At 67.7% G+C, this 22,595-nt stretch carries 21 protein-coding genes; 12 read left to right on the top strand and 9 right to left on the bottom strand.

The window, feature by feature from the left end:
* The first annotated feature begins 19 nt into the window (after positions 1–19).
* The 6 genes from sdhA to rnk all read left to right on the top strand — a co-directional run bounded on the left by sdhA (position 20) and on the right by rnk (position 5,667).
* Positions 20–1,825: a succinate dehydrogenase flavoprotein subunit gene (gene sdhA, locus M9799_RS13335; protein WP_231044960.1), complete on the top strand. Its 1,806-nt coding sequence runs from the start codon at positions 20–22 to the stop codon at positions 1,823–1,825.
* Positions 1,826–1,853: 28 nt separating this feature from the next.
* A complete protein-coding gene (locus M9799_RS13330) occupies positions 1,854–2,555 on the top strand; it encodes a succinate dehydrogenase iron-sulfur subunit (RefSeq protein ID WP_231044959.1) in 702 nt (233 codons plus the stop codon).
* Positions 2,555–2,854, top strand: a complete 300-nt coding sequence (locus tag M9799_RS13325) for an FAD assembly factor SdhE (protein ID WP_231044958.1) — start codon at positions 2,555–2,557, stop codon at positions 2,852–2,854. The genes M9799_RS13330 and M9799_RS13325 overlap by 1 nt, the downstream gene beginning before the upstream one ends.
* Before the next feature lie 24 nt (positions 2,855–2,878).
* Positions 2,879–4,189, top strand: a complete 1,311-nt coding sequence (locus tag M9799_RS13320; RefSeq protein ID WP_231044957.1) for a citrate synthase — start codon at positions 2,879–2,881, stop codon at positions 4,187–4,189.
* A 126-nt stretch (positions 4,190–4,315) separates the two neighbouring features.
* A complete protein-coding gene (fghA, locus tag M9799_RS13315; RefSeq protein WP_304505215.1) occupies positions 4,316–5,179 on the top strand; it encodes an S-formylglutathione hydrolase in 864 nt (287 codons plus the stop codon).
* 80 nt (positions 5,180–5,259) lie between these two features.
* Positions 5,260–5,667 (top strand): nucleoside diphosphate kinase regulator, encoded by a 408-nt coding sequence (gene rnk / locus M9799_RS13310; protein WP_231044956.1) that lies wholly within the window; start codon positions 5,260–5,262, stop codon positions 5,665–5,667.
* A 28-nt stretch (positions 5,668–5,695) separates the two neighbouring features.
* Here rnk and M9799_RS13305 read toward each other — a convergent pair whose 3' ends face one another.
* A complete protein-coding gene (locus M9799_RS13305; RefSeq protein ID WP_231044955.1) occupies positions 5,696–6,826 on the bottom strand; it encodes an acyltransferase family protein in 1,131 nt (376 codons plus the stop codon).
* Between the two features lie 226 nt (positions 6,827–7,052).
* Between M9799_RS13305 and M9799_RS13300 the strand changes: the two genes are divergently transcribed.
* A complete protein-coding gene (locus M9799_RS13300) occupies positions 7,053–7,646 on the top strand; it encodes a GbsR/MarR family transcriptional regulator (RefSeq protein WP_231044954.1) in 594 nt (197 codons plus the stop codon).
* Here the strand turns inward: M9799_RS13300 and M9799_RS13295 are convergent, their stop codons facing one another.
* The 8 genes from M9799_RS13295 to M9799_RS13260 form a co-directional block, all read right to left on the bottom strand.
* A complete protein-coding gene (locus M9799_RS13295; RefSeq protein WP_231044953.1) occupies positions 7,647–8,603 on the bottom strand; it encodes an NAD(P)H-dependent flavin oxidoreductase in 957 nt (318 codons plus the stop codon).
* A gap of 80 nt (positions 8,604–8,683) precedes the next feature.
* Positions 8,684–10,519 (bottom strand): acyl-CoA dehydrogenase, encoded by a 1,836-nt coding sequence (locus tag M9799_RS13290; protein WP_231044952.1) that lies wholly within the window; start codon positions 10,517–10,519, stop codon positions 8,684–8,686.
* A gap of 49 nt (positions 10,520–10,568) precedes the next feature.
* Entirely contained in the window at positions 10,569–11,717 is a 1,149-nt protein-coding gene (locus M9799_RS13285; protein WP_231044951.1) for an ABC transporter substrate-binding protein, read from the bottom strand.
* A gap of 139 nt (positions 11,718–11,856) precedes the next feature.
* Positions 11,857–12,789: an electron transfer flavoprotein subunit alpha/FixB family protein gene (locus tag M9799_RS13280; protein ID WP_263725463.1), complete on the bottom strand. Its 933-nt coding sequence runs from the start codon at positions 12,787–12,789 to the stop codon at positions 11,857–11,859.
* Entirely contained in the window at positions 12,790–13,539 is a 750-nt protein-coding gene (locus M9799_RS13275; protein WP_263725461.1) for an electron transfer flavoprotein subunit beta/FixA family protein, read from the bottom strand.
* Positions 13,540–13,674: 135 nt separating this feature from the next.
* Positions 13,675–15,003, bottom strand: a complete 1,329-nt coding sequence (locus tag M9799_RS13270; protein WP_231042147.1) for a mechanosensitive ion channel family protein — start codon at positions 15,001–15,003, stop codon at positions 13,675–13,677.
* On the bottom strand, positions 15,000–15,809 hold the full coding sequence (locus M9799_RS13265; protein WP_231042146.1) for an enoyl-CoA hydratase: 810 nt from the start codon (positions 15,807–15,809) through the stop codon (positions 15,000–15,002). The genes M9799_RS13270 and M9799_RS13265 overlap by 4 nt, the downstream gene beginning before the upstream one ends.
* 36 nt (positions 15,810–15,845) lie before the next feature.
* Positions 15,846–16,805: a histone deacetylase family protein gene (locus M9799_RS13260; protein WP_231042145.1), complete on the bottom strand. Its 960-nt coding sequence runs from the start codon at positions 16,803–16,805 to the stop codon at positions 15,846–15,848.
* Positions 16,806–16,840: 35 nt separating this feature from the next.
* Between M9799_RS13260 and M9799_RS13255 the strand changes: the two genes are divergently transcribed.
* The 5 genes from M9799_RS13255 (at position 16,841) to M9799_RS13235 (ending at position 22,571) form a co-directional block, all read left to right on the top strand.
* Positions 16,841–17,761, top strand: a complete 921-nt coding sequence (locus M9799_RS13255; RefSeq protein WP_231042144.1) for an AAA family ATPase — start codon at positions 16,841–16,843, stop codon at positions 17,759–17,761.
* A complete protein-coding gene (locus M9799_RS13250) occupies positions 17,758–18,777 on the top strand; it encodes a DUF58 domain-containing protein (RefSeq protein WP_231042143.1) in 1,020 nt (339 codons plus the stop codon). Before M9799_RS13255 ends, M9799_RS13250 begins: the two co-directional genes overlap by 4 nt.
* Positions 18,774–20,810, top strand: coding sequence for a transglutaminase TgpA family protein (locus M9799_RS13245; RefSeq protein WP_231042142.1), 2,037 nt, complete (start codon positions 18,774–18,776; stop codon positions 20,808–20,810). The genes M9799_RS13250 and M9799_RS13245 overlap by 4 nt, the downstream gene beginning before the upstream one ends.
* Positions 20,807–21,877, top strand: coding sequence for a lytic murein transglycosylase B (mltB, locus tag M9799_RS13240; protein WP_231042141.1), 1,071 nt, complete (start codon positions 20,807–20,809; stop codon positions 21,875–21,877). Before M9799_RS13245 ends, mltB begins: the two co-directional genes overlap by 4 nt.
* A gap of 283 nt (positions 21,878–22,160) precedes the next feature.
* Positions 22,161–22,571 carry an Hsp20/alpha crystallin family protein gene (locus tag M9799_RS13235; RefSeq protein WP_231042140.1) on the top strand — a complete coding sequence of 137 codons (411 nt, stop codon included), beginning with the start codon at positions 22,161–22,163 and terminating at the stop codon, positions 22,569–22,571.
* The last annotated feature ends 24 nt before the right edge of the window (positions 22,572–22,595 follow it).

Genomic DNA, 22,595 nt, shown 5'->3' with positions numbered 1-22,595 from the left:
CCACGATTGAAGGTTAAGAATGAGCTATACCAAAGCAAAAATCACCAAGCGCAAGTTTGACGTCGTCATCGTCGGCGCTGGCGGCTCGGGCATGCGCGCCGCGCTGGAACTGTCGCGCGCCGGCCTGAATGTGGCCTCGCTATCCAAGGTCTTCCCCACGCGCTCGCACACCGTGGCCGCGCAGGGCGGCGTGTCGGCCTCGCTGGGCAACATGTCCGAAGACAACTGGCACTATCACTTCTACGACACCATCAAGGGCTCCGACTGGCTCGGCGACCAGGATGCGATCGAATTCATGTGCCGTGAAGCGCCGAAGGTCGTGTACGAGCTCGAGCACTTCGGCATGCCGTTCGACCGCAACCCCGACGGCACGATCTACCAGCGCCCGTTCGGCGGCCACACCGCGAACTACGGCGAAAAGCCCGTGCAGCGCGCCTGCGCCGCGGCCGACCGCACCGGCCACGCCATGCTGCACACGCTGTACCAGCAGAACGTCAAGGCCAAGACCAATTTCTTCGTCGAGTGGATGGCGCTGGACCTGATCCGCAACGAAGCCGGCGATGTGGTCGGCGTCACGGCGCTGGAGCTGGAAACCGGTGAGCTGTACGAGCTGCAGGCCAAGGCCGTGCTGCTGGCGACCGGCGGCGCGGGCCGCATCTTCGCGGCTTCGACCAACGCCTTCATCAACACCGGCGACGGCCTGGGCATGGCGGCGCGCGCCGGCATCCCGCTGCAGGACATGGAATTCTGGCAGTTCCACCCCACCGGCGTGGCCGGCGCGGGCGTGCTGCTGACCGAAGGCTGCCGCGGCGAAGGCGCCATCCTGCTCAACAGCGAAGGCGAGCGCTTCATGGAGCGCTACGCGCCCACGCTCAAGGACCTGGCGCCGCGCGACTTCGTGTCGCGCTCGATGGACCAGGAAATCAAGGAAGGCCGTGGCTGTGGTCCGAACAAGGACTACGTCATGCTCAAGCTGAGCCACCTCGGCGCCGACACCATCCACAAGCGCCTGCCCTCGGTGTACGAGATCGGCGTGAACTTCGCCAACGTCGACATCACCAAGGAAGACATTCCCGTGGTGCCGACCATCCACTACCAGATGGGCGGCATTCCCACCAACATCAACGGCCAGGTCGTAGTGCATGACGGCGTCTCGAACCAGATCGTCAACGGCTTGTACGCCGTGGGCGAATGCTCGTGCGTGTCGGTGCACGGCGCCAACCGCCTGGGCACGAACTCGCTGCTGGACCTGCTGGTCTTCGGCAAGTCCGCCGGCCGCCACATCGTCGACTTCGTGCGCACCAGCGGCGAACACCAGCCCGTGCCCGCCGACGGCTGCGACCGCACCCTGGCACGCCTGAACCAGCTGCAGGACTCCACCGAGGGCACCTACGCCCAGGACGTGGCCAACAACATCCGCTCGACCATGCAGCAGCATGCCGGCGTGTTCCGCACGCAGAAGAGCATGGACGAAGGCGTCGTGAAGATCAATGCCATCCGCGACACCGTCGCCGGCGTGACCCTCAAGGACAAGTCCATGGTCTGGAACACGGCGCGCATGGAAGCGCTGGAAGTCGACAACCTGATCGAAGTCGCCCAGGCCACGATGACCTCGGCCGCCGCTCGCACCGAGTGCCGCGGTGCCCACACCGTGTACGACTACGAGCACCCTGCCGACCACCCCGAGTTCCCGCTCGGCCGCAACGACAAGGAATGGCTCAAGCACACGCTGTGGCACAGCGCCGGCAACCAGCTCAGCTACAAGCCCGTGAACCTCAAGCCCCTGACGGTGGACAGCGTGCCTCCCAAGGTCCGCACGTTCTGATCGCCCCGCAGACTGACGAGAAATACCCATGAAGCGCAAATTCCAAATCTACCGCTACGACCCGGACAAGGACACCAAGCCCTACATGCAGACCGTGGAAGTCGAACTCGACGGCCATGAGCGCATGCTGCTGGATGCCCTGGTCAAGCTCAAGGAGCAGGATCCCTCGATCTCGTTCCGCCGCTCGTGCCGCGAAGGCGTGTGCGGCTCGGACGCGATGAACATCAACGGCAAGAACGGCCTGGCCTGCCTGACCAACATGAACACGCTGCCGGGCACCATCGTGCTCAAGCCGCTGCCCGGCCTGCCGGTGGTTCGCGACCTGATCGTGGACATGACGCTGTTCTTCAAGCAGTACCACTCGATCAAGCCGTACCTGATCACCGAGACCATCACGCCCGAGAAGGAGCGCCTGCAGTCGCCCGAGGAGCGCGAAGAGCTCAACGGCCTGTACGAGTGCATCCTGTGCGCCAGCTGCTCGACCAGCTGCCCCTCGTTCTGGTGGAACCCGGACAAGTTCGTCGGCCCCGCCGGCCTGCTGCAGGCCTACCGCTTCATCGCCGACAGCCGCGACGAAGCCACGGGCGCGCGCCTCGACAACCTCGAGGACCCGTACCGCCTGTTCCGCTGCCACACCATCATGAACTGCATCGACGTCTGCCCGAAGAACCTGAACCCGACGAAGGCGATTGGCAAGATCAAGGAATTGATGGTCCGCCGCGCCATCTGATGCATATGGAGAACACCCTGCTCGACGAACGCGAACGCAACCTGCTTCAGTGGCGCAGCCGCCGCGGTCTGGTTGAAAACGACATCTTCATCGGGCAGTTCTTCGCCACCTACGGAGACCAGCTGACGCGGAGACACGCGGCTGGCCTGTCTGCCCTGATGGATTTGGCAGACAACGACCTTCTGGACCTGTTCCTTGCACGCAAGGAACCGGAAGGCGCACTCGACAAAGAAGAAATCAAAGAAGTGCTGGAGCTGGTGCGCAAGCGCCAGCCCGGATCACTTTCACATGTAGGCTAGGCAAACTAGAGAAGGAAGTTGGAAATGAAACTCGCCGATAACAAAGCAACGCTGTCGTTCACCAATGGCAGCCCCAGCGTTGAATTGCCCGTGTACCAGGGCAGTATTGGCCCTGACGTGATCGATATCCGCAAGTTGTACGGCCAGACCGGCATGTTCACGTATGACCCCGGCTTCCTCTCGACAGCGGCCTGCCAGTCGGCCATCACCTACATCGATGGCGACAAGGGCCAGCTGCTGTACCGCGGCTACCCCATCGAGCAACTCGCCAAGAACTGCGACTACCTGGAAACCTGCTACCTGCTGCTGTACGGAGAGCTGCCCAACGAGAGCGAGAAGGCGGACTTCGTCGAGCGCGTGACCAAGCACACCATGGTCAACGAGCAGATGCAGTTCTTCCTGCGCGGCTTCCGCCGCGATGCCCACCCGATGGCCGTCCTGACGGGCCTGGTCGGCGGCATGTCGGCCTTCTACCATGACAGCACGGACATCAACAATCCCGAGCACCGCGAGATTGCCGCCATCCGTCTGATCGCCAAGATGCCGACCCTGGTGTCCATGGCATACAAGTACGGCGTGGGCCAGCCCTACATGTACCCGAAGAACGACCTGTCGTACGCCGGCAACTTCCTGCGCATGATGTTCGGCAACCCCTGCGAGGAGTACAAGGTCAACCCCGTGCTCGAGCGCGCACTGGACCGCATCTTCATCCTGCACGCAGACCACGAGCAGAACGCCTCGACCTCCACCGTGCGCCTGTGCGGCTCGTCGGGCACGAACCCGTTTGCCGCGATCTCGGCCGGCGTGGCCTGCCTCTGGGGCCCCGCCCACGGCGGCGCCAACGAAGCCTGCCTGAACATGCTGGAACAGATCCAGGCCAACGGCGGCGTCGCCAAGGTCGGCGAGTTCATGGAACAGGTCAAGGACAAGTCCTCGGGCGTGAAGCTCATGGGCTTCGGCCACCGCGTCTACAAGAACTACGACCCGCGCGCCACGCTGATGCAGGAAACCTGCAATGAAGTGCTGGCCGAGCTGGGCCTGGAAAACGACCCGCTGTTCGCCCTGGCCAAGGCCGTCGAGAAGATCGCCCTGGAAGACGACTACTTCGTGCAGCGCAAGCTCTACCCGAACGTCGACTTCTACTCCGGCATCGTGCAGCGCGCGATGGGCATTCCCGTGAACATCTTCACCGGCATCTTCGCCCTGGCCCGCACCGTCGGCTGGATCGCCCAGCTGAACGAGCAGATGGGTGACCCCGAGTACAAGATCGGCCGTCCCCGCCAGCTGTTCACCGGCTCGGTCGAGCGCAGCGTCAAGCCCATCGGCCAGCGTTGAGCGCACGCGGCTTCGGCCGCTGCCGGAAAAGCCCGCAGATGCTTCGGCCCTGCGGGCTTTTTTGCGTCATCCCGCCACCCGTGCTGGCACACTGCACGGACATCTTTTTTCCGGAGAAACTCCCGCATGTCCGACGCCCTGGAATTGCTCAGCGCCCATGCCGCCTTTGGCGGCGCCCAGCGTTTTTACCGCCACGCCTCGAACGAGATCGGCCTGCCGATGAAATTCTCGGTCTATCTGCCGCCCAAGGCGGTGGCCGGGGAGAAGGTACCGGCGCTGGTCTATCTGGCGGGGCTGACCTGTACCGAAGAGACCTTCATGACCAAGGCCGGCGCCCAGCGCCTGGCGGCCGAGCTGGGCATGGCGCTGATCGCTCCCGACACCAGCCCGCGCGGCGCCAATCTGCCCGGGGAATCGGACAGCTGGGACTTCGGCGTGGGCGCCGGTTTCTACCTGGATGCCACCACGCGGCCCTGGGGCCTGCACTGGCGCATGGAGAGCTATCTGATGGAGGAGCTGCTGCCACTCGTGGGCCGCAAGCTGCCCATCGACAGCGAGCGTATCGGCATCTTCGGCCACTCCATGGGCGGGCATGGCGCGCTGACGCTGGCGCTGCGCCACCCGGGGCGCTTCAAGAGCCTGTCGGCCTTTGCGCCCATCGCCAATCCCACCGAATGCGCCTGGGGACGCAAGGCATTCACCGGCTATCTGGGCGAGGACCAGTCCACCTGGGCGGCACACGACGCAACTTTGCTGATGGCCGCGCAGACCGCCGCGCCCTACCCCGGCGGCATCCTCGTCGACCAGGGCCTGGCCGACAAGTTCCTGATGGAAAAGCAGCTGCTGCCCGAAGCCTTCGAAGCCGCCTGTGGCCAGGTCGGCCAGCCATTGACGCTGCGCCGCCACTCGGGGTATGACCATGGCTACTACTTCATCCAGACCTTCATCGATGACCATCTGCGCCACCATGCGCAGCAATTGAACGCCTGAGTACGCCGGGGGTATCGCACCAAAACAGTGCGATACCTGCGTTCCCCTACAGTGGAGCGTTCATCTCCACAAGGTCCCCCATGTCGCGCAAGCCGCAGATCATTCTCTCCTCCCTCGATCTCGATCGCATCGAAGCCCTGCTGGCGGCCACTCCCGCATTTGCGGGCAAGGCCGATCTCGAGGCCGAGCTGGACCGCGCGGATGTGGTCGAGCCGGCGCAGGTGCCACCCGATGTGGTGACGATGAACTCCACGGTACAGTTCGAACTGCTGGAAACCCGCCAGGAATTCCAGCTGACGCTGGTTTATCCACGCGACATCGACGGCCGCGCCGACCGCGTGTCGATCCTGGCACCCGTGGGCAGTGCTTTGCTGGGGTTGTCGGTGGGCGATGAACTGGCCTGGCCCGGACCGGGGGGCAAGACCATGACGGTGCGCGTGACGGGAATCCTTTATCAGCCGGAAAGCGCCGGGGAGCTGCATCGGTGATGGCGCCGCAAGACGCGCCAAGCCGTGGCTAGACCCAAGCCGTCACCCAAGTCATCAGCATCCCCGTGCCCACCAGGCTTGCCTGCCAGCGCACCACATCCTGCCAGCCGGGCATGTGCCGCTCGACACGCAGGTACAGAAAACGCCCCACCGCCAGCGACAGCGCAAACGCCGCGCACAGCCCGAACAGATTGATGGCCAGCGACTCCGGCCAGAACCAGGTCACCACGGCATTGACCAGCAGGCACACTGGAAAGTGCACCAGGAACACCGAGTACGACATCCGGCCCAGTTGCTGCAGCCGCACCGGGCCCTGCAGCCGCTGCAGTTGCGGGCTGCGCATGGCGGCGATCAGCGCCAGCGCCGCGGCGCCGGCCAGCGCGATGCGGGTGCGCCACTCCAGCCACAGCGCGACGCCCAGCAGCGCCGCCATCAGCGCGCTCCAGGCCCAGGGCCGGGGCGATCGCACCGCCCAGAAAGCCATCATTCCCAGGCCATAGGCGCCAAAGAAATAGACCGCCCAGTTGTCGAAATCGGCATCGCGGTTGAAGCCCCAGAGCGAAGCGGCGGCCAGCAGCACGACGGCGATCTGGCCGGGGGTGGGCCGGGCGCGCGGCGCAGTGCCAGGTGCGGCATCGAACCAGCGCACCACGGCGAACAGCAGCGCCGTGAGCGCAAACAGCTGGAAGTCGATGGAGACGTACCAGACGCCTGCCGACAGCGACTCCTCGCCGACGATGCCCTGCAGCAGCAGCGCATGGGCCAGCAGCTGGAACAGGGTCGGCGCGGCCGAGAGCGAGGCATGGTCGAACCAGGGGCGCACCAGCGCCGTGACCAGCACCGCCAGCACCAGCGCCACGGCCAGCGGCACGACCAGGCGCACGAAGCGCCGCACGATCTGCACCCAAGGCTGGCTGTGGCGCGCCAGGCCATCGGGCGCAAGGCTGGCCGCAGCGAGATAGCCAGCCAGCACCAGGAACAGCTGCACGGCCATGCGTGCATCCTCATAGAGCCATTCGATCAGGCCCGGCAGCAGCGGCTGCACCACGTCCGCCATGGGGCCGTAGAACGCCAGGTGGTGCCAGATGATGAGGGCGCAAGCCAGGCCTTTGGTGCAGTCGATGACCGCGTTGCGCGAAACGGGAGACAGGGAAGACATGGAAATTGATCGCGAGACGGCGCCAACGGGCGGCGCCATGGACAAAGGCCTGGGGCCTGTGCGCAGCGGCGATACCGGGCGCACAGGCCCCAGGACCTGCGACCGCCATTGTGCGCTTTTCCCGCGACGGCCGCTGTCGCTCGCACGCGACTCCAATGACCCTACTCGGATCTTCGACTGTTTCAGTAGCTTCTGAAAATCCAGGCAACAAAGGGACAATGCCGGGATGACGCAAAGCAGCACACCCCTTCCCGAACTCAACCGCCAGTTCATCTCGCATTTCGGCGAGATGGGCAGCCGCTGGGGCATCAACCGCACGGTGGGCCAGATCTATGCGCTGCTGTTCCTGTCGCCGGTGGCGCTCAATGCGGATCAGATCGCGGAAGCGCTGGCCTTCTCGCGCTCGAACGTGAGCATGGGCCTCAAGGAGCTGCAGTCATGGCGCCTGGTGCATCTGCGCCACCACCCCGGCGACCGGCGCGAATACTTCGACGCGCCGCAGGATGTCTGGGAGATCTTCAGGCTGCTCGCCGAGGAGCGCCGGCGCCGCGAGATCGAGCCGACGCAGTCGATGCTGCGCGCCGCGCTGCTGGAAGACCCGGCCAGCGAGGAGGAGCGCTACGCACAGGAACGCATGCGCGACATGCACGAGCTCATCGACCGGCTGATGACCTGGTTCGACGAGATCCAGCGCCTGTCGCCGGACACCGCCAAGCAGCTGATGGGCATGGGCGCGGCTGTGACCCGTGTGCTGGAATTCAAGGACCGCCTCACAGGCAAAAGCAATCCGGCACGCGGGCTGCCGCCTGCCACGCCCTGATCAGCCCAGCGCCAGACGGGCACGCGCCGCTTCGTATTCGCTGCGCAGCTGCGCCACGCGCTCGGCCACGCTGGTGATGGCGTCGATCGCGCCAATGCCCTGACCGCAGCCCCAGATGTCCTTCCAGGCCTTGGTGGCGCCGCCGGCGAAGTTCATCTGGCTCGGGTCGGATTCAGGCAGGTTCTCGGGATCGAGGCCGGCCGCGCGTATCGAAGGCGCCAGGTAGTTGCCGTGCACCCCGGTGAACAGATTGCTGTAGACGATATCGTCCGAATTGCCGTCGACGATCGCCTGCTTGTAGGCGTCGCTGGCGCGCGCCTCGTGCGTGGCAATGAAGGCAGAGCCGATATAGGCGAAGTCGGCGCCCATGGCCTGCGCGGCCAGCACCGCGCCGCCCGAGGCGATCGCGCCCGACAGCGCCAGTGGCCCGTCGAACCACTGGCGGATTTCCTGGATCAGCGCGAACGGGCTCTTGCCGCCCGCATGCCCGCCGGCACCTGCGGCCACGGCCACCAGGCCATCCGCGCCCTTCTCCACCGCCTTATGCGCGAAGCGGTTGTTGATGATGTCGTGCAGCACCACGCCGCCCCAGCCGTGCACCGCCTGGTTGACGTCCTCGCGCGCGCCGAGCGAGGTGATGACGATCGGCACCTGATACCGCGCGCAGACCTCCATGTCGTGCTCGAGCCGGTCATTGCTCTTGTGCACTATCTGGTTGATGGCGAAGGGCGCGGCCGGACGGTCCGGGTTCGCGCGGTCGTAGGCCGCGAGCGTTTCGGTGATCTCTGCCAGCCAGTCCTCGAGCTGCGCCGCGGGGCGCGCATTGAGCGCGGGCATCGAGCCGACGACGCCGGCCTGGCACTGCGCAATCACCATCTTCGGATTGCTGATGATGAACAGCGGCGAGGCGATGACCGGCAGGGACAGGCCCTGCAGCGCCTTGGGAAGTTGCGACATGCGTGTCTCCTCTCTGGTTGAAACAAGGGCGGGTTGCGGCGCGCTCTGGAGGGCGCCTGCAACGGCCTTGGCGGCGGAAATCAGAAATCTTCGATGGGCAGCGCCATGACGCTGTCGGCGCCCTGCACCACGCTGTCGCGCAGCGCGCCGGTCCTGACCAGGACGTGTTCGGCATAGAAGCGCGCCGTGGCGATCTTCGCCTGCAGAAAGCGCGCATCCTGTCCCGCCGGCAACAGCTGCTCGGCCACCCACAGCGCGCGTGCCAGCTGCCAGCCGGCCATCAGATTGCCCGCCAGCATCAGGTAGGGAACGCTGCCCGCATAGGCCGCATTGGGCTGCGCCTTGGCGTGGGCCAGCAGGTAGTCGACGACCTCCAGAAAGGCCAGGCGCGCGGCGCGCAGCTGGCGCGCCACCGACTGCGCGGCCGGCGTGCCGCAGGCCTGCAATTGCTGCTCGGTTTCCTCGATCTGCGCGGCAAAGCCGCGCGCCACCTGGCCGCCATCGCGCACGGTCTTGCGGCCCACCAGGTCGTTGGCCTGGATCGCCGTCGTGCCCTCGTAAATCGGCAGGATCTTGGCATCGCGGTAGTGCTGGGCGGCGCCGGTCTCCTCGATGAAGCCCATGCCGCCGTGCACCTGCACGCCCAGGCCCGTGACTTCCTGCGCCATCTCGGTGCTGTAGCCCTTGACCAGCGGCACCAGGAATTCGTAGCGCGCCGCATGCTGCGCACGCTGTGCGGCGTCGGGATGATGGTGCGCCAGGTCATAGGCGGCAGCGGCAGTGGCAGCCATGGCGCGGCAGCCCTCGGTGGTGGCGCGCATCGTCATCAGCATGCGGCGCACGTCGGGATGATGGATGATCGGCACGCTGGCCCACGCGCTGCCATCGACCGGGCGGCTTTGCACGCGCTCCTTGGCAAAAGCCGCGGCCTGTTGGTAGGCGCGGTCGGCAATGGCAACGCCCTGCACGCCCACCGCGTAGCGCGCGGCGTTCATCATGATGAACATGTACTCGAGGCCGCGGTTTTCCTCGCCGACCAGATAGCCCTGTGCGCCCGCGCCTGCACTATCGGCCACGCTGCCCGCCAGGCCGTCGCCGAACTGCAGCACCGCCGTGGGCGAGGCCTTGATGCCCAGCTTGTGTTCGATGGACACGCACTGCACGTCGTTGCGCGCGCCCAGGGCGCCGCCTTCTTCCACCAGGAACTTGGGCACGACGAACAGGCTGATGCCCTTGACGCCCTCGGGCGCGCCCTGCACGCGCGCCAGCACCAGATGGACGATGTTCTCGGCCATGTCGTGCTCGCCATAGGTGATGAAGATCTTCGTGCCGAAGAGCTTGTAGCTGCCGTTGCCCCGGGGGCCGCCGCCCTGGGGCTCGGCGCGCGTGCGCACCAGCGCCAGGTCGGAGCCGGCCTGGGGCTCGGTCAGGTTCATGGTGCCGGTCCACTGGCCGGTCACGAGCTTTTCCAGATAGGTGGCCTTGAGTTCCTCGCTGCCCGCCGTCAGCAGCGCCTCGATCGCGCCATCGGTCAGCAGCGGGCACAGCGCAAAGCTCAGGTTGGCGGCATTGAGCATCTCGACGCAGGCCGCGCCGATGGTCTTGGGCAGGCCCTGGCCGCCGAAGTCCGCCGGATGCTGCAGGCCCTGCCAGCCGCCCTCGGCATACTGCCGAAAGGCCTGCTTGAAGCCTTCGGTGGTGGTGACCATGCCGTCCTTCCAGCTCGACGGCGCAAGATCGCCGGCGCGGTTCAGCGGCGCGACCACGCCCTGGGCGAACTTGGCGCATTCCTCGAGCACCGCCTGTGCGGTGTCCAGGCCGGCTTCCTCGAAACCCGGCAATTGCGCGACCTGGTCCAACCCGGCCAGATGCTCCATGTTGAACAACATGTCTTGAAGCGGTGCTGCGTAGCTCATCGAATCTCCTTGGAATGGTGCGCTGGGGCCGGATTGCGGGCCACGCACTCTAGTAACTGATGCGCCCCGAGGCGCTGACGATGGAAAGGTCCACGAAGCGCGAACCGAACTGCGAACCGGGCTTGAACGCCACCCAGTAGCCGCCCAGATCGTGCGGGCCGAAGTTGCGCAGGCTGGCGCCCAGCCTTTCGCGGGTCACGGGCTGGGCGCGGCGCAGGGCTTCGGCCACCACCTTGGCGTTGACGTAGCCTTCCATCATCGCGTAGCTCGCGGGCGTTTCGCCGGATCTGGGCTGGGCCGCCAGCGCATCGCGGAACTCGCGGTTCAGGCGCATGGAGACCCGGTACGGGCTGGGCACGACCTGCGCGATCGACAGGCCGCTCATCAGCTCGGGCGGCAGGCGGGTGGCCAACTGCTCGATGTCCGAGTCCGAGGTGGCATAGATCTGCGCCGTGCCGGATTCCATGCGGTAGGCCTCGACGAAGGCCGCGGTTGCCGGGCTGGAAGCGATCAGCAAAATGGCCTGGGGCGCGGGATGGCTTTTGTTCAGCTGGTCTACCGCTGCCGCCATCTGGCTGCGCCCGCTCCTGAGCATCAGCTGCGCCACGGGCTTCGCGCCGGCCGGCATCGCCGCGGTCTGGGCCAGCTGCAGCACGGCATCGCTGTCCGCGCGCTGCTCTGTCACCACCGCCACGCGCGTGATGCCGACGATCGCCAGATGGCTGGCGATCTTGGCCATTTCATCCTGCAGGCCGGCGCGAGTGCTGAAGACCCGCGGTGCATGCGCGACCTGGGTGTCGTTGCCCTGGTAGCCCACCAGGCTGATGCGTTCCTGTTCGAGCAGGCCGCTTCCCAGCAGCGCCGCAAGGTTGGCGTTGCCCATGAAACCGGCCAGCAGCACCGGCCTGGATCTGGCCAGCAGCTCGCGCGTGCGGGCCACGGTGTTGTCGGGATGGCCGCCGTCGTCCACCACCACCAGCTGGACCGGCTGGCCCTGGATGCCGCCAGCCTTGTTGAGCTGATCGAAATGCAGCCGCATGCCCTGCGCATAGGCTCGGCCCTGCGTGCCGCCCATGCCCGTCAAGGGAGCCACCTGCCCCACGACCCATGGCTGTGCCTGGGCCTGCGCTGCCGCGCCGGCCAGCGCACAGGCCAGCGCCAGGGCGGCCCGTGACCACGCTGCAATCAATGAAGCCATGCACTTGTCTCCCTCGGTCACGCGCTTTGCGCGTTGCCATGTTCTTGTAGGGAGGGCCCGTCATGCAGGCGGGCCCTGGGTGGCCTTGGTGGCTTGTAGGCAGGTCCGCAGGGCCGGGCCCTGCGGGGTGGCGCGGCGCTTAGAGCGCCTTGACCAGTTCGGGCACGGCCGTGAACAGATCGCCTTCCAGGCCATAGTCGGCCACGGAGAAGATCGGCGCCTCGGCGTCCTTGTTGATCGCAACGATCACCTTCGAGTCCTTCATGCCGGCCAGATGCTGGATCGCGCCCGAGATGCCGACGGCCACGTACAGCTGCGGCGCGACGATCTTGCCGGTCTGGCCGACCTGCAGGTCGTTGGGGGCGTAGCCCGCATCGACGGCAGCGCGGCTGGCGCCGATGGCCGCGCCCAGCTTGTCCGCCAGCGGCGTGATGACTTCGTTGAACTTCTCGGCCGAGCCCAGCGCGCGCCCGCCCGATACGATGATCTTGGCGGCCGTGAGTTCGGGGCGGTCGCTGGCGGCGATCTCGCTGCCCACGAAACGGCTCTTGCCGGCGTCTGCCGCGGCGCCAGTGGTTTCAACCGCGGCGCTGCCACCGGTGGCGGCCGCGGCATCGAAGCCGGTCGTGCGCACGGTGACGACCTTGGTGGCGTCGCCGCTTTGCACCGTGGCAATCGCATTGCCGGCATAGATCGGGCGCTCGAAGGTGTCGGCGCTCACGACCTTGGTGATGTCGCTGATCTGCGCCACATCGAGCTTGGCCGCCACGCGCGGCGCGACGTTCTTGCCCGAGGCCGTGGCCGGGAACAGGATATGGCTGTAGCCGGAGGCAATCGCCAGCACCTGGGCGGCGAGGTTCTCGGCCAGGCCGTTCTTCAGCGCCGCGCCGTCGGCGTGGATCACCTTGGAGACGCCGGCGATCTGGGCGGCTGCCTGGGCGGCAGCGGCCGCGCCTTCGCCGGCCACCAGCACATGCACGTCGCCGCCGCAGGCGGCTGCGGCCGTCACGGTGTTCAGGGTTGCGCTCTTGATGGACGCATTGTCGTGTTCAGCAATGACAAGTACCGACATTTAGATCACCTTCGCTTCGTTCTTGAGTTTCTCGACCAGGGCCGCGACATCGGCCACCTTGACACCGGCACCGCGCTTGGCGGGCTCCGACACCTTCAGCGTCTTCAGCCGCGGCGCCACGTCCACGCCCAGTTCATCTGGAGTGACCGTATCGAGCTGCTTCTTCTTGGCCTTCATGATGTTGGGCAGCGTCACATAGCGCGGCTCGTTCAGGCGCAGGTCGGTGGTGACGACGGCCGGCAGGCTCAAAGACAGGGTTTCCAGGCCGCCGTCGACTTCGCGCGTCACGGATACCTGGTCACCGTTGACTTCCACCTTGGACGCAAAGGTCGCCTGCGGCAGATCCGCCAGCGCCGCCAGCATCTGGCCGGTCTGGTTGGCGTCGTCGTCGATGGCCTGCTTGCCCAGGATCACCAGGCCGGGCTGCTCCTTGTCGACCAGGGCCTTGAGCAGCTTGGCCACCGCCAGGGGCTGCAGCTCGGCATCGGTCTGCACCAGGATCGCGCGGTCGGCGCCGATGGCCATGGCGGTGCGCAGCGTTTCCTGGCACTGGGCCACGCCGCAGGAGACGGCGATGACCTCGGTCACAACGCCCTTCTCCTTCAAACGCACGGCTTCTTCCACGGCGATCTCGTCAAACGGGTTCATGCTCATCTTGACGTTGGCGATGTCGACGCCCGTGCCGTCGGATTTGACGCGGACCTTGACGTTGTAGTCCACCACGCGCTTGACTGGGACCAGTACCTTCATTGCTGCAGCTCCTCGATATATGACTTGAATTGACGTATACGTAAATCCCGAACATTCTATGCCGCAAAGCAGCATGCCACGCAGGGATCCGCGCCCGCGCCAGGGGGCAAAGACAAAAAGAACGTGCGTTCCACCCTAGGCATGCCCCGTGGGCGCGGCACCATTCTTCGCGGCGGGCGGGGCCGGCTCGCTGCGCGCCGCCTCCTGCGCCCCGGCTTCGATCGGCCAGGCCAGCCGCTGCTTGGGCACGGCGAGCCGCAGATCGGCTTCGCGCAGCCCGGCCAGCATGGCGATGTTCACCGCCGAGCGCACGTTGCCTTGCCCGTTGCCGGGATCGTTGATGAAGTAGGTCAGCGTGAACTGCAGGCCATGCGCCAGGATGTCGTCGAGCAGCACCGAGGGCGCGGGCTTGTCGATGACCCGTGGCTGGGCGCGCGCCGCGGCCAGCATCAGCTGCGTCACCTGCTCCACGTTGCTGTCGAGCTCGACGACGATGGTCGTGGTGAGCGCGAAGCGCTGGTCGAAATCGGTGAGGTTCTCGACGCGCTGGGTGATCAGCGACTCGTTGGGCACGATGGATTCGCGGCCGTTGCCGGCGCGGATCACGGTGTAGCGCGTGCGGATGTCGGTGATCTTGCCCTCGAAGCCGTCGACGCGCACGTTGTCGCCGATGCGCAGCGCGCGCTCGATCAGCACCAGGAAGCCGCTGACGTAGTTCGAGGCGATCTTCTGCATGCCGAAGCCCAGGCCCACGCCCACGGCGCCGCCCATCACGGACAGCGCCGTCAGGTCCACGCCGACGATCGACAGCGAGATCAGCAGCCCGACGGTGATCAGCACGGTGCGCATCAGGTTCATCGCCACCTTGCGCATCGACAGGTCGTGCACCACCTGGTTGAGCACGCGCTGCTCGAACAGCGCCGCCGCCCACAGCACCGCCACCATCATCAGGCCGGCCGAGACCACGCCCTCGATCAGGGTCAGCAGGCTGAGCGAGGTCTTGCCCAGCGGAATGTGCACGCTGTCGAGGTCCGCCATGACGCTGGGCAGCAGCCCCAGGCTGGCGAGCACCGCCACGCCCCACGCCAGCCACGAGAAGATGCGCTCGAACAGCCGCGCCGGAGTCGACTCCGGGAAGGTCTTGGCCAGCACGCGCACGACGAAGCGGATCAGCGCCAGCGACAGCAGGATCGAGGTGGCCACGCGCAGCCAGAACACCGGCTCGAAACGCGACAGCAGCGCCTGCGCGCAAGCGACCAGGATGAGCCACAGCAGCGGAAACAGCGCGCCGCTGAGCGTCGTGGGCCCGAGCCAGACCGAGGTGGTGCTGCCGTGCTTGTTGCGCAGCCCGCGCGTGATGAGAAAGGCCAGTACCAGGCACAGCGCGATCAGGCCGAATTCGGTCCAGCTGCTCGAGCGCTGGAAGTCGTCGAACAGGCGTTCCAGGGCATCGGCTCCGTTCATGCGGCGGCCCTCCAGTTCGGCTCGCGTTTCTGCGCGAACGCGTTCACCCCTTCACGGGCATCCGCGTCCTGCATGTTCACGGCCATGGTCTGGCCTGCCAATTGATAGGCGGCTTCGATGCCGAGTTCGCGCTGCTGGTAGACCAGCGCCTTGCCCATGGCGACGGCCGCGCGCGGCTTGGCGAGAATGGACTGCACCAGGGTTTCGACGGCCTCGGGCAGCGCCTCGGGCGCGGCCACGCGGTTGACCAGGCCCTGCTCCAACGCCGTGGCGGCGTCGATGAAGTCGCCCGTGAGCAGCATCTCCATCGCCTTCTTGATCGGCAGGTTGCGCACCAGCGGCACGCTGGGCGTGGCGCAGAACAGGCCGTAGCGGATGCCGCTGGTGGCGAAGCCGGCCTCGCTGCTGGCCACGGCCAGATCGCACTGCGCGACCAGTTGGCAGCCCGCGGCCGTCGCCACGCCCTGGACCTGCGCGATGACCGGCACCGGCAGCTTCTGCAGGCTCAGCATCATGCGGCTGCAGCGCGCGAACAGCGCCTGGTGGCTGGCCAGATCATCCCGCGCGGCCATCTCGTGCAGGTCATGGCCGGCGCAGAAGGCCCGGCCGTTCGCGGCCAGCACCAGCACCCGCGCCGAGGTGTCGGCGGCGACGGCGTCGATGGCCGACTGCAGCGCGGCCAGCATGGCGCTGCCCAGCGCGTTCAGGCGCGCGGGGTCGTCGAGCGTCAAGGTGACGACGCCGCGCGCGTCGCGCTGCACCTGCACCAGGCCTTGGCTGCCGGCAGTGGAAGAAACATCATGCATCTGGAAAAAATCCCCCAAAAGAAAGGCCGCCTGCGCTCACAGATCGGCCAGTTCGCGCAGGTGCGCCTCGACGCTGCGCCCCAGCGCGCTCATTGCATAGCCGCCTTCGAGGCAGGAGACGATGCGCCCCTTGGCGAAACGCCGCGCGATGTCCTTGACCCGGCCGGTGATCCAGGCGTAGTCCTGCTCGTTCATGGACCACTGGCCCATGTCGTCCTCGCGGTGGCCGTCGAAGCCGGCGCTGACGAAAATCATCTGCGGCTTGAAGGCCTCCAGGCGCGGAATCCACATCATCTCGACGATCTCGCGGATGTCCATGCCCTTGGTGTAGGCCGGCAGGGGCACGTTGACCATGTTCTGCGCGGGCTGCTGGTCGCCGGAAAAGGGAAAGAACGGGTGCTGGAACACACCGACCATCAGCACGCGCGGGTCGCCCGCGAGGATATCCTCGGTGCCGTTGCCGTGGTGTACGTCGAAGTCGACAATCGCCACGCGCTCGAGGCCGTGGTGCTCGAGCGCATGCAGCGCGGCGATGGCGACGTTGTTGAAGAAGCAAAAACCCATGGCCTGGCTGCGCGTGGCATGGTGGCCCGGCGGGCGCACCGCGCAGAACGCGTTTTCCAGCTCGCCCGAAAGCACCGCGTCGGTGGCGGCGATGCCGGCGCCAGCGGCGTGCAGTGCAGCTTTCCAGGTGCAGGCGTTGATGGCGGTGTCGGGGTCGATCTGCGCATAGGGCGCGCCGCCGATCAGCCGGGCCTGCTCGAGCTGTTCGCAGCGCGCCTGCAGCGCCTGCAGGTAGGCGCCGTCATGGGCGCGGGCGATGTCGCCCAGCGCCGCCACCGGCGCATCGCGGCGTTCCAGGGCATCGGCCACGCCGCAGATCAGCAGCCGGTCCTCGATGGCATCGAGCCGCTGCGGGCACTCCGGGTGCCCCGGGCCCATCTCGTGCTTCCAGCACTCGCGATGGGAAAAATAACCCGTCTTGCCCACTGTCATGCCTCCACTGACGTTTTTTCGGATAACGTTGGACCATGCAAGCACAGCACCACATCCAGTCGATTCTGAACCAGCTTAACACGGTGATCGTAGGTAAAAAGCCCCAGGTCCAGGACTGCGTGGCCTGCCTGCTTGCCGGCGGCCACCTGCTGATCGAGGACGTTCCCGGGGTCGGCAAGACCACCCTGGCGCATGCGCTGGCGCAGACCTTCGGGCTGCAGTTCGCGCGGGTGCAGTTCACCGCCGACCTGATGCCCAGCGATCTCACGGGCGTGTCGGTCTACGACCGCGTGCAGGAAAGCTTCGTGTTCCACCCGGGCCCGGTGTTCACCCAGCTGCTGCTGGCCGACGAGATCAACCGCGCCAGCCCGAAGACGCAAAGCGCGCTGCTCGAGGCGATGGAGGAAAAGCAGGTCTCGACCGAAGGCCGCAGCCACCGCCTGCCGCAGCCCTTCTTCGTCATTGCCACGCAGAACCCGCTGGAACAGCTGGGCACCTACGCGCTGCCCGAAAGCCAGCTCGACCGCTTCCTGATGCGCATCTCGCTGGGCTACCCCGACCGCGCGGCCGAGCGCGAGCTGCTGCGCGGCAACGGCCGGCGCGAGCACCTCGACGCGCTGCAGCCGCTGATCGACACCGCGCAGCTGGCGCAGTTGCAGGCGCAGGTGCTGGCCGTGCATGCCTCGGATGCGCTGCTGAACTATGTGCAGGATCTGATCGACGCCACGCGCTCGGGCCGCTGGTTCGTGCAGGGGCTGTCGCCGCGCGCCGGCATCGGCCTGCTGCGCGCGGCCAAGGCGCAGGCGCTGATCAGCGGGCGCGACTACGTCGCGCCCGACGACGTGCAGGCGATCCTGGCGCAGACCGTGGCCCACCGCCTGGTGCCCTCGATCCACGCCGGGCGCGGCGCGCTCGAGCAGGTGCGTGCCATGCTGGACGCCACACCGCTCGCATGAAAGGCGCGCGCCCGGCCCTGCTGAGTGCGCCGCGCCGATGGCTGCAGCGCCGCTGGCTCGCGCGGCTGCCACGCAGGGATTCCCTGCAACTGACCCAGCGCAATGTCTACATCCTGCCGACCAGCGCCGGCTGGATGCTGGCGCTGACGCTGGGCGTGCTGCTGCTGGCCAGCATCAACTACCAGCTCAACCTCGGCTATCTGCTGACCTTCCTGCTCGCGGGCAGCGCCGCCGCCGGCATGTTTGCCGGCCACGCGAACCTGCGCGGCCTGGTGCTGCACCTGCAGCCGCCCGCGCCGGTGTTCGCAGGCCAGCGCTGCGTGCTGCGCATCACCGCCGACAACCCGGGCAAGCGCGTGCGCCACGGCGTCGCGCTGGCCGTGACCGAAGACATCGAAGGCCCGCCGCAATGGGCCTGGACCGACGTGCCGGCGCAGGGCAGCGCCGTCGTCGAGCTGGCCTTCGTACCGGCGCAAAGGGGCTGGCAGGCGCTGCCGCGCATCACCGCCGAGACGCGTTTCCCGCTGGGCAGCTTCCGCGCCTGGGGCCTGTGGCGGCCGGCGGCGCAGCTGCTGGTCTATCCCGAGGCCGAGGCCGCGCCCCCGCCGCTGCCGCCCGCGCGCCCCCAGGGCACGGGCCGCGCCGGCACGCGCGCCGATGGTGCCGACGAGTTCGATGGCGTGCGCGCCTACCGCCCGGGCGATCCGCTCAAGCAGGTGGTCTGGAAGAAGGCCGCGCAGGCCTGGGCCACGGGCGGCAGCCTGGTCAGCCGCGACCGGCCCCAGGCCCTACCCGGGCGCCTGTGGCTGGACCGCAGCGCCACCGGCCTGGCCGATACCGAAGCCGCCCTGTCGCGGCTCACCGCCTGGGTGCTGGCCGCCGACCAGCAGGGGCTGCAGTGGGGACTGGAGCTGCCCGGCGGCGTGCGGCTGGCGCCCGACAGTGGCGCGGCCCACCGCCAGCGCAGCCTGGAGGCGCTGGCCCTGCATGCGCTGCCCGGGGGAGAGGCGCCATGACGCTGCGCGCACGCCTCGAAGCCCTGCCGCGCGACACGCGCGACACCTTGTTCCTGCTGGCCGTCGTGGCCTGGGTCATCGCGCCGCACGCCAGCCATCTGCCGTGGTGGACCCTGGGCCTGGCGCTGGGCATGCTGGGCTGGCGCGCGCTGCTGGCGTGGCGCGCGCAGCCGTTGCCCGGGCGCTGGGTGATGGGCGCGCTGCTGCTGCTGGCCGTGGGCGCGAGCTGGATCACGCACCGCAGCCTGGTCGGGCGCGACCCGGGCGTGACGCTGATCGTGCTGCTGCTGGCGCTCAAGACGCTGGAGATGCGCGCGCGCCGCGACGCGCTGGTCGTGTTCTTCCTGGCCTTCTTCACGTTGCTGAGCCACTTCTTCTATTCGCAATCGCTGCCCATCGCCGCGGCGCAGCTGGTGGCGCTGGTGGGCCTGCTCACGGCAGTGGTGAACGCGCACCTGCCCGTGGGCCGGCCGCCGCTGCGCGAATCGCTGGGCATTGCCGCCAAGCTGGCGCTGTGGGGCGCGCCGGTGATGCTGGTGCTGTTCCTCCTGTTCCCGCGCATGGCGCCGCTGTGGGGCGTGCCGGGCGACGATCTCGCCGGACGCAGCGGGTTGTCGCCGGAGATGACGATCGGCGAAGTCGCGCGCCTGGCGCTGGACGACAGCGTCGCCATGCGCGTGCGCTTCGACACGCCGCAGGGCGAGCCGCCGCCGCGCCAGACGCTGTATTTCCGCGGTCCGGTGCTGTCGGTCTTCGACGGCCGCCAGTGGCGCGAGCCCTGGGACGGCGGGCAGCCGGCGCAGCTGCAGGTGCGCGGGCCGGCCATCTCCTATGAAGTCACGCTCGAGCCGCACCGCCGCCGCTGGCTGCTGGCGCTCGATGCCCCGGCCGAGCCGCCCGAGCTGCCCGGCCAGCGCGTGCGCATGACGCCGCAGCTGCAGTGGCTCAGCCAGCAGCCCGTGACCGACGTGCTGCGCTACCGCGCGCGAAGCCATGTGGATTTCCAGCACGGCCCGCTGCAACGCACCGCGCAGCTGGCCGTGCACACCGCGCTGCCCGAGGGCTCCGACCCGCGCACCCTGGCGCTGGCGGCGCAGATGCGCGCCGAGCTCGGCGCCAACCCCGAGGCCCTGATAGAAGCCGCGCTCGCGCGCCTGCGCACCGGTGGCTACCGCTACACGCTCGAGCCCGGCGTCATTGCCGTGAACACCGCCGACGACTTCTGGTTCGACAGCAAGCAGGGCTTTTGCGAGCACATCGCCTCCGCCTTCGTGGTGCTGATGCGCGCGCTCGACATTCCCGCGCGCATCGTCACCGGCTTCCAGGGCGGCGAGCGCAATCCCGTCGACGGCTACTGGACGGTGCGCAACAGCGATGCCCATGCCTGGGCCGAGGTCTGGCTCGAAGGGCGCGGCTGGGTGCGCATGGATCCGACCACGGCCGTCGCGCCCGCGCGCACCAGTGAATTCCAGCGTCTCGCCGCGCCGCGCGGCGCCTTCGGCCAGGCCATGGACAGCGTGATCGCGCCGGGCCTGGTGCAGCAGCTGCGTGCCGCCTGGGAAGCAATGAACAGCCGCTGGAACCAGTGGGTACTGAACTACACGCAAAGCCGCCAGGCCGATCTGCTGCGCCAGCTGGGTCTTTCGGAACTGGACACGCCGCACTGGCAGACGCTGGCCAAGTGGCTCGCCGGACTCGCAGGCGCGGCGGCGCTGGCCATCGGCGTGTGGCTGTGGCGCGAGCGCCGCAGCCCGGTCGATGGCTGGCAGCGCCTGCGGCGCCAGGCGCACGCGCAGCTGCAGCGTGCCGGCCTGGCGGTGCCGGACCATGCCCCGCCGCGCACGATGGCGGCGCTGGCCAGCGCCCAATGGGGCGGCGAGGCGCACGCCATCGCGGCCTGGCTGCTGCGCCTGGAGCAGCAGCGCTATGCTCCTCCCGGCGCCGGCGGCACGCCGGCCCAGCACCTGTCCGCGCTGCGGCGCGACTTCAAGACCCTGACCTGGCCGCGCTCCGGTCGCTCCCAAGATCCATGAAACGACTGCTCTCCACTGCCCTTGTCTGCCTCGCGGCCTGCACCGCCCTCGTCCCGTCCGTCCACGCCCAGGCCACCAAGGCGCGCAGCGCCGTGCAGGGCACGGCGCCCTATGCCGGGCGCAGCGAAGCCATGCAGATGGCGGCCGATATCGCGCAGCGCCGCGGCCTGCCACTGGACTGGGTGCAGGCGACGCTGGGCCAGGCGCGTTTCCTGCCCCAGGTGCCGCGGCTGATGACGCCCTCGACGCAGGTCTCCGCCAAGGATTGGAACCGCTACCGCGGCCGCTTCATCGACCCGGTGCGCATCCGTGCCGGCGTGCGCTTCTGGCAGACCCACGTGGCGGCGCTGGAGCGCGCCGAGCGCGAATACGGCGTGCCGGCCGAGATCATCGTCGGCATCATCGGCGTCGAGACCGTCTACGGCCAGCAGATGGGCAACTTCCGCGTGGTCGATGCGCTGGCCACGCTGTCTTTTGATTTTCCCGACGCGCACCCGCGCGCCGCCGCGCGCACCGAATACTTCCGCGGCGAGCTCGAGCAGTTCCTGGATTTCACCTACCGCGGCGGCATGGACCTGTTCGCGCTGCGCGGCAGCTACGCGGGCGCAATGGGCCTGGGCCAGTTCATGCCCTCGAGCTGGGCCAGGTGGGCAGTGGATTTCGATGGCGACGGCCGCATCGACCTGTTCAGGAGCCCGGTCGATGCCATTGGCTCGGTGGCCAACTACTTCATCGGCCATGGCTGGAAGCCCGGCATGGCCACGCATTACCCGGTTTCGCTCAATGCCACGCCCGCGCAGATGGCCGAGCTGCTGGCCCCCGATATCCTGCCCACCTTCACCCCGGAGCGCATGCTGGCGCTGGGCGCGCGCGTGCACGGCGGGGGCATGGCACATCCCGGGCCGCTGGCGCTGGTGGAGCTGCGCAATGGCGTGGAGGCGCCGCTGTATATCGCGGGGACGGAGAATTTCTATGCCGTCACGCGGTACAACTGGTCGAGCTATTACGCGTTATCGGTGATCGAGCTGGGGGAAGAGGTGAGGATGGCAAGGGAGATGGGGCGCTGAGGTCTAGATTGGAGGCATGCTTTTTTATAGGACATGCCGTTTACCCTTCGACAAGCTCGGGGCGAACGCTTCCCCCTCCCCGTTCGCCCTGAGCTTGTCGAAGGGTGGTAGCCCGTACTCCAGGAAAGCAGTGCGCATGGCGGCAACCCGGCATTTTTCAACCCCCTCCTCTACCACAAAAATCTTCAATTTTTTCTCTTGAAAAGCATTTATCTCGGCAGCATGTCAGTTCCAAGCGGCCGCCGCATCGAGCGCCGCGCATAACTGACCAGGAGCTTTAGTGATGATTTTCACCGCCCCCATGATCCGCCGTTCGGGCCATGCCTTCCCCCGTTCGGCCGACCAGGCGCTGCAGCGTTTCCTGCAGTCCACTCTGACCACCCCGCTCAACCGCATCTCCGAAGCCTCGGCCTCGGCCAGCGCGGCCTTCACCGCCACGCAGGATGAGCAGGCCACCACCCTGCAGCTCGACGTGCCCGGCCTGGCACGCGAGCAGCTGCAGCTGCGCCTGGAAGGCGCGCAGGTGCATCTGACCAGCGTCGAAGGCGCGCCGCGCAAGGTGCAGCGCTCCTGGGAACTGGGCCACGAGATCGACGTGGCCGCCAGCAGCGCCAAGCTCGAGCACGGCGTGCTGACGCTGCGCCTGGCCAAGCTGGCCCCGGTCGACAAGGCCGTGACGCTCAACATCGAGTGATCGCCCGCTGCATTCGCGGCGGCA

Source organism: Comamonas endophytica, assembly GCF_023634805.2.
GTDB lineage: Bacteria > Pseudomonadota > Gammaproteobacteria > Burkholderiales > Burkholderiaceae_C > Comamonas > Comamonas endophytica.
This window is presented reverse-complemented; position numbering and strand designations above follow the sequence as displayed.

Bases quoted from the DNA above. Each gene is read 5' to 3' on its own strand.
- M9799_RS13325 (WP_231044958.1), top strand. From the start codon at position 2,555: ATGCATATGGAGAACACCCTGCTCGACGAACGCGAACGCAACCTGCTT.
- M9799_RS13250 (WP_231042143.1), top strand. From the start codon at position 17,758: ATGAAAGGCGCGCGCCCGGCCCTGCTGAGTGCGCCGCGCCGATGGCTG.
- M9799_RS13280 (WP_263725463.1), bottom strand. From the start codon at position 12,789: ATGTCGGTACTTGTCATTGCTGAACACGACAATGCGTCCATCAAGAGC.
- M9799_RS13255 (WP_231042144.1), top strand. From the start codon at position 16,841: ATGCAAGCACAGCACCACATCCAGTCGATTCTGAACCAGCTTAACACG.
- M9799_RS13305 (WP_231044955.1), bottom strand. From the start codon at position 6,826: ATGTCTTCCCTGTCTCCCGTTTCGCGCAACGCGGTCATCGACTGCACC.
- M9799_RS13300 (WP_231044954.1), top strand. From the start codon at position 7,053: ATGACGCAAAGCAGCACACCCCTTCCCGAACTCAACCGCCAGTTCATC.
- rnk (WP_231044956.1), top strand. From the start codon at position 5,260: ATGTCGCGCAAGCCGCAGATCATTCTCTCCTCCCTCGATCTCGATCGC.
- fghA (WP_304505215.1), top strand. From the start codon at position 4,316: ATGTCCGACGCCCTGGAATTGCTCAGCGCCCATGCCGCCTTTGGCGGC.
- sdhA (WP_231044960.1), top strand. From the start codon at position 20: ATGAGCTATACCAAAGCAAAAATCACCAAGCGCAAGTTTGACGTCGTC.
- M9799_RS13245 (WP_231042142.1), top strand. From the start codon at position 18,774: ATGACGCTGCGCGCACGCCTCGAAGCCCTGCCGCGCGACACGCGCGAC.
- mltB (WP_231042141.1), top strand. From the start codon at position 20,807: ATGAAACGACTGCTCTCCACTGCCCTTGTCTGCCTCGCGGCCTGCACC.
- M9799_RS13295 (WP_231044953.1), bottom strand. From the start codon at position 8,603: ATGTCGCAACTTCCCAAGGCGCTGCAGGGCCTGTCCCTGCCGGTCATC.
- M9799_RS13290 (WP_231044952.1), bottom strand. From the start codon at position 10,519: ATGAGCTACGCAGCACCGCTTCAAGACATGTTGTTCAACATGGAGCAT.
- M9799_RS13275 (WP_263725461.1), bottom strand. From the start codon at position 13,539: ATGAAGGTACTGGTCCCAGTCAAGCGCGTGGTGGACTACAACGTCAAG.
- M9799_RS13285 (WP_231044951.1), bottom strand. From the start codon at position 11,717: ATGGCTTCATTGATTGCAGCGTGGTCACGGGCCGCCCTGGCGCTGGCC.
- M9799_RS13265 (WP_231042146.1), bottom strand. From the start codon at position 15,809: ATGCATGATGTTTCTTCCACTGCCGGCAGCCAAGGCCTGGTGCAGGTG.
- M9799_RS13235 (WP_231042140.1), top strand. From the start codon at position 22,161: ATGATTTTCACCGCCCCCATGATCCGCCGTTCGGGCCATGCCTTCCCC.
- M9799_RS13330 (WP_231044959.1), top strand. From the start codon at position 1,854: ATGAAGCGCAAATTCCAAATCTACCGCTACGACCCGGACAAGGACACC.
- M9799_RS13270 (WP_231042147.1), bottom strand. From the start codon at position 15,003: ATGAACGGAGCCGATGCCCTGGAACGCCTGTTCGACGACTTCCAGCGC.
- M9799_RS13320 (WP_231044957.1), top strand. From the start codon at position 2,879: ATGAAACTCGCCGATAACAAAGCAACGCTGTCGTTCACCAATGGCAGC.
- M9799_RS13260 (WP_231042145.1), bottom strand. From the start codon at position 16,805: ATGACAGTGGGCAAGACGGGTTATTTTTCCCATCGCGAGTGCTGGAAG.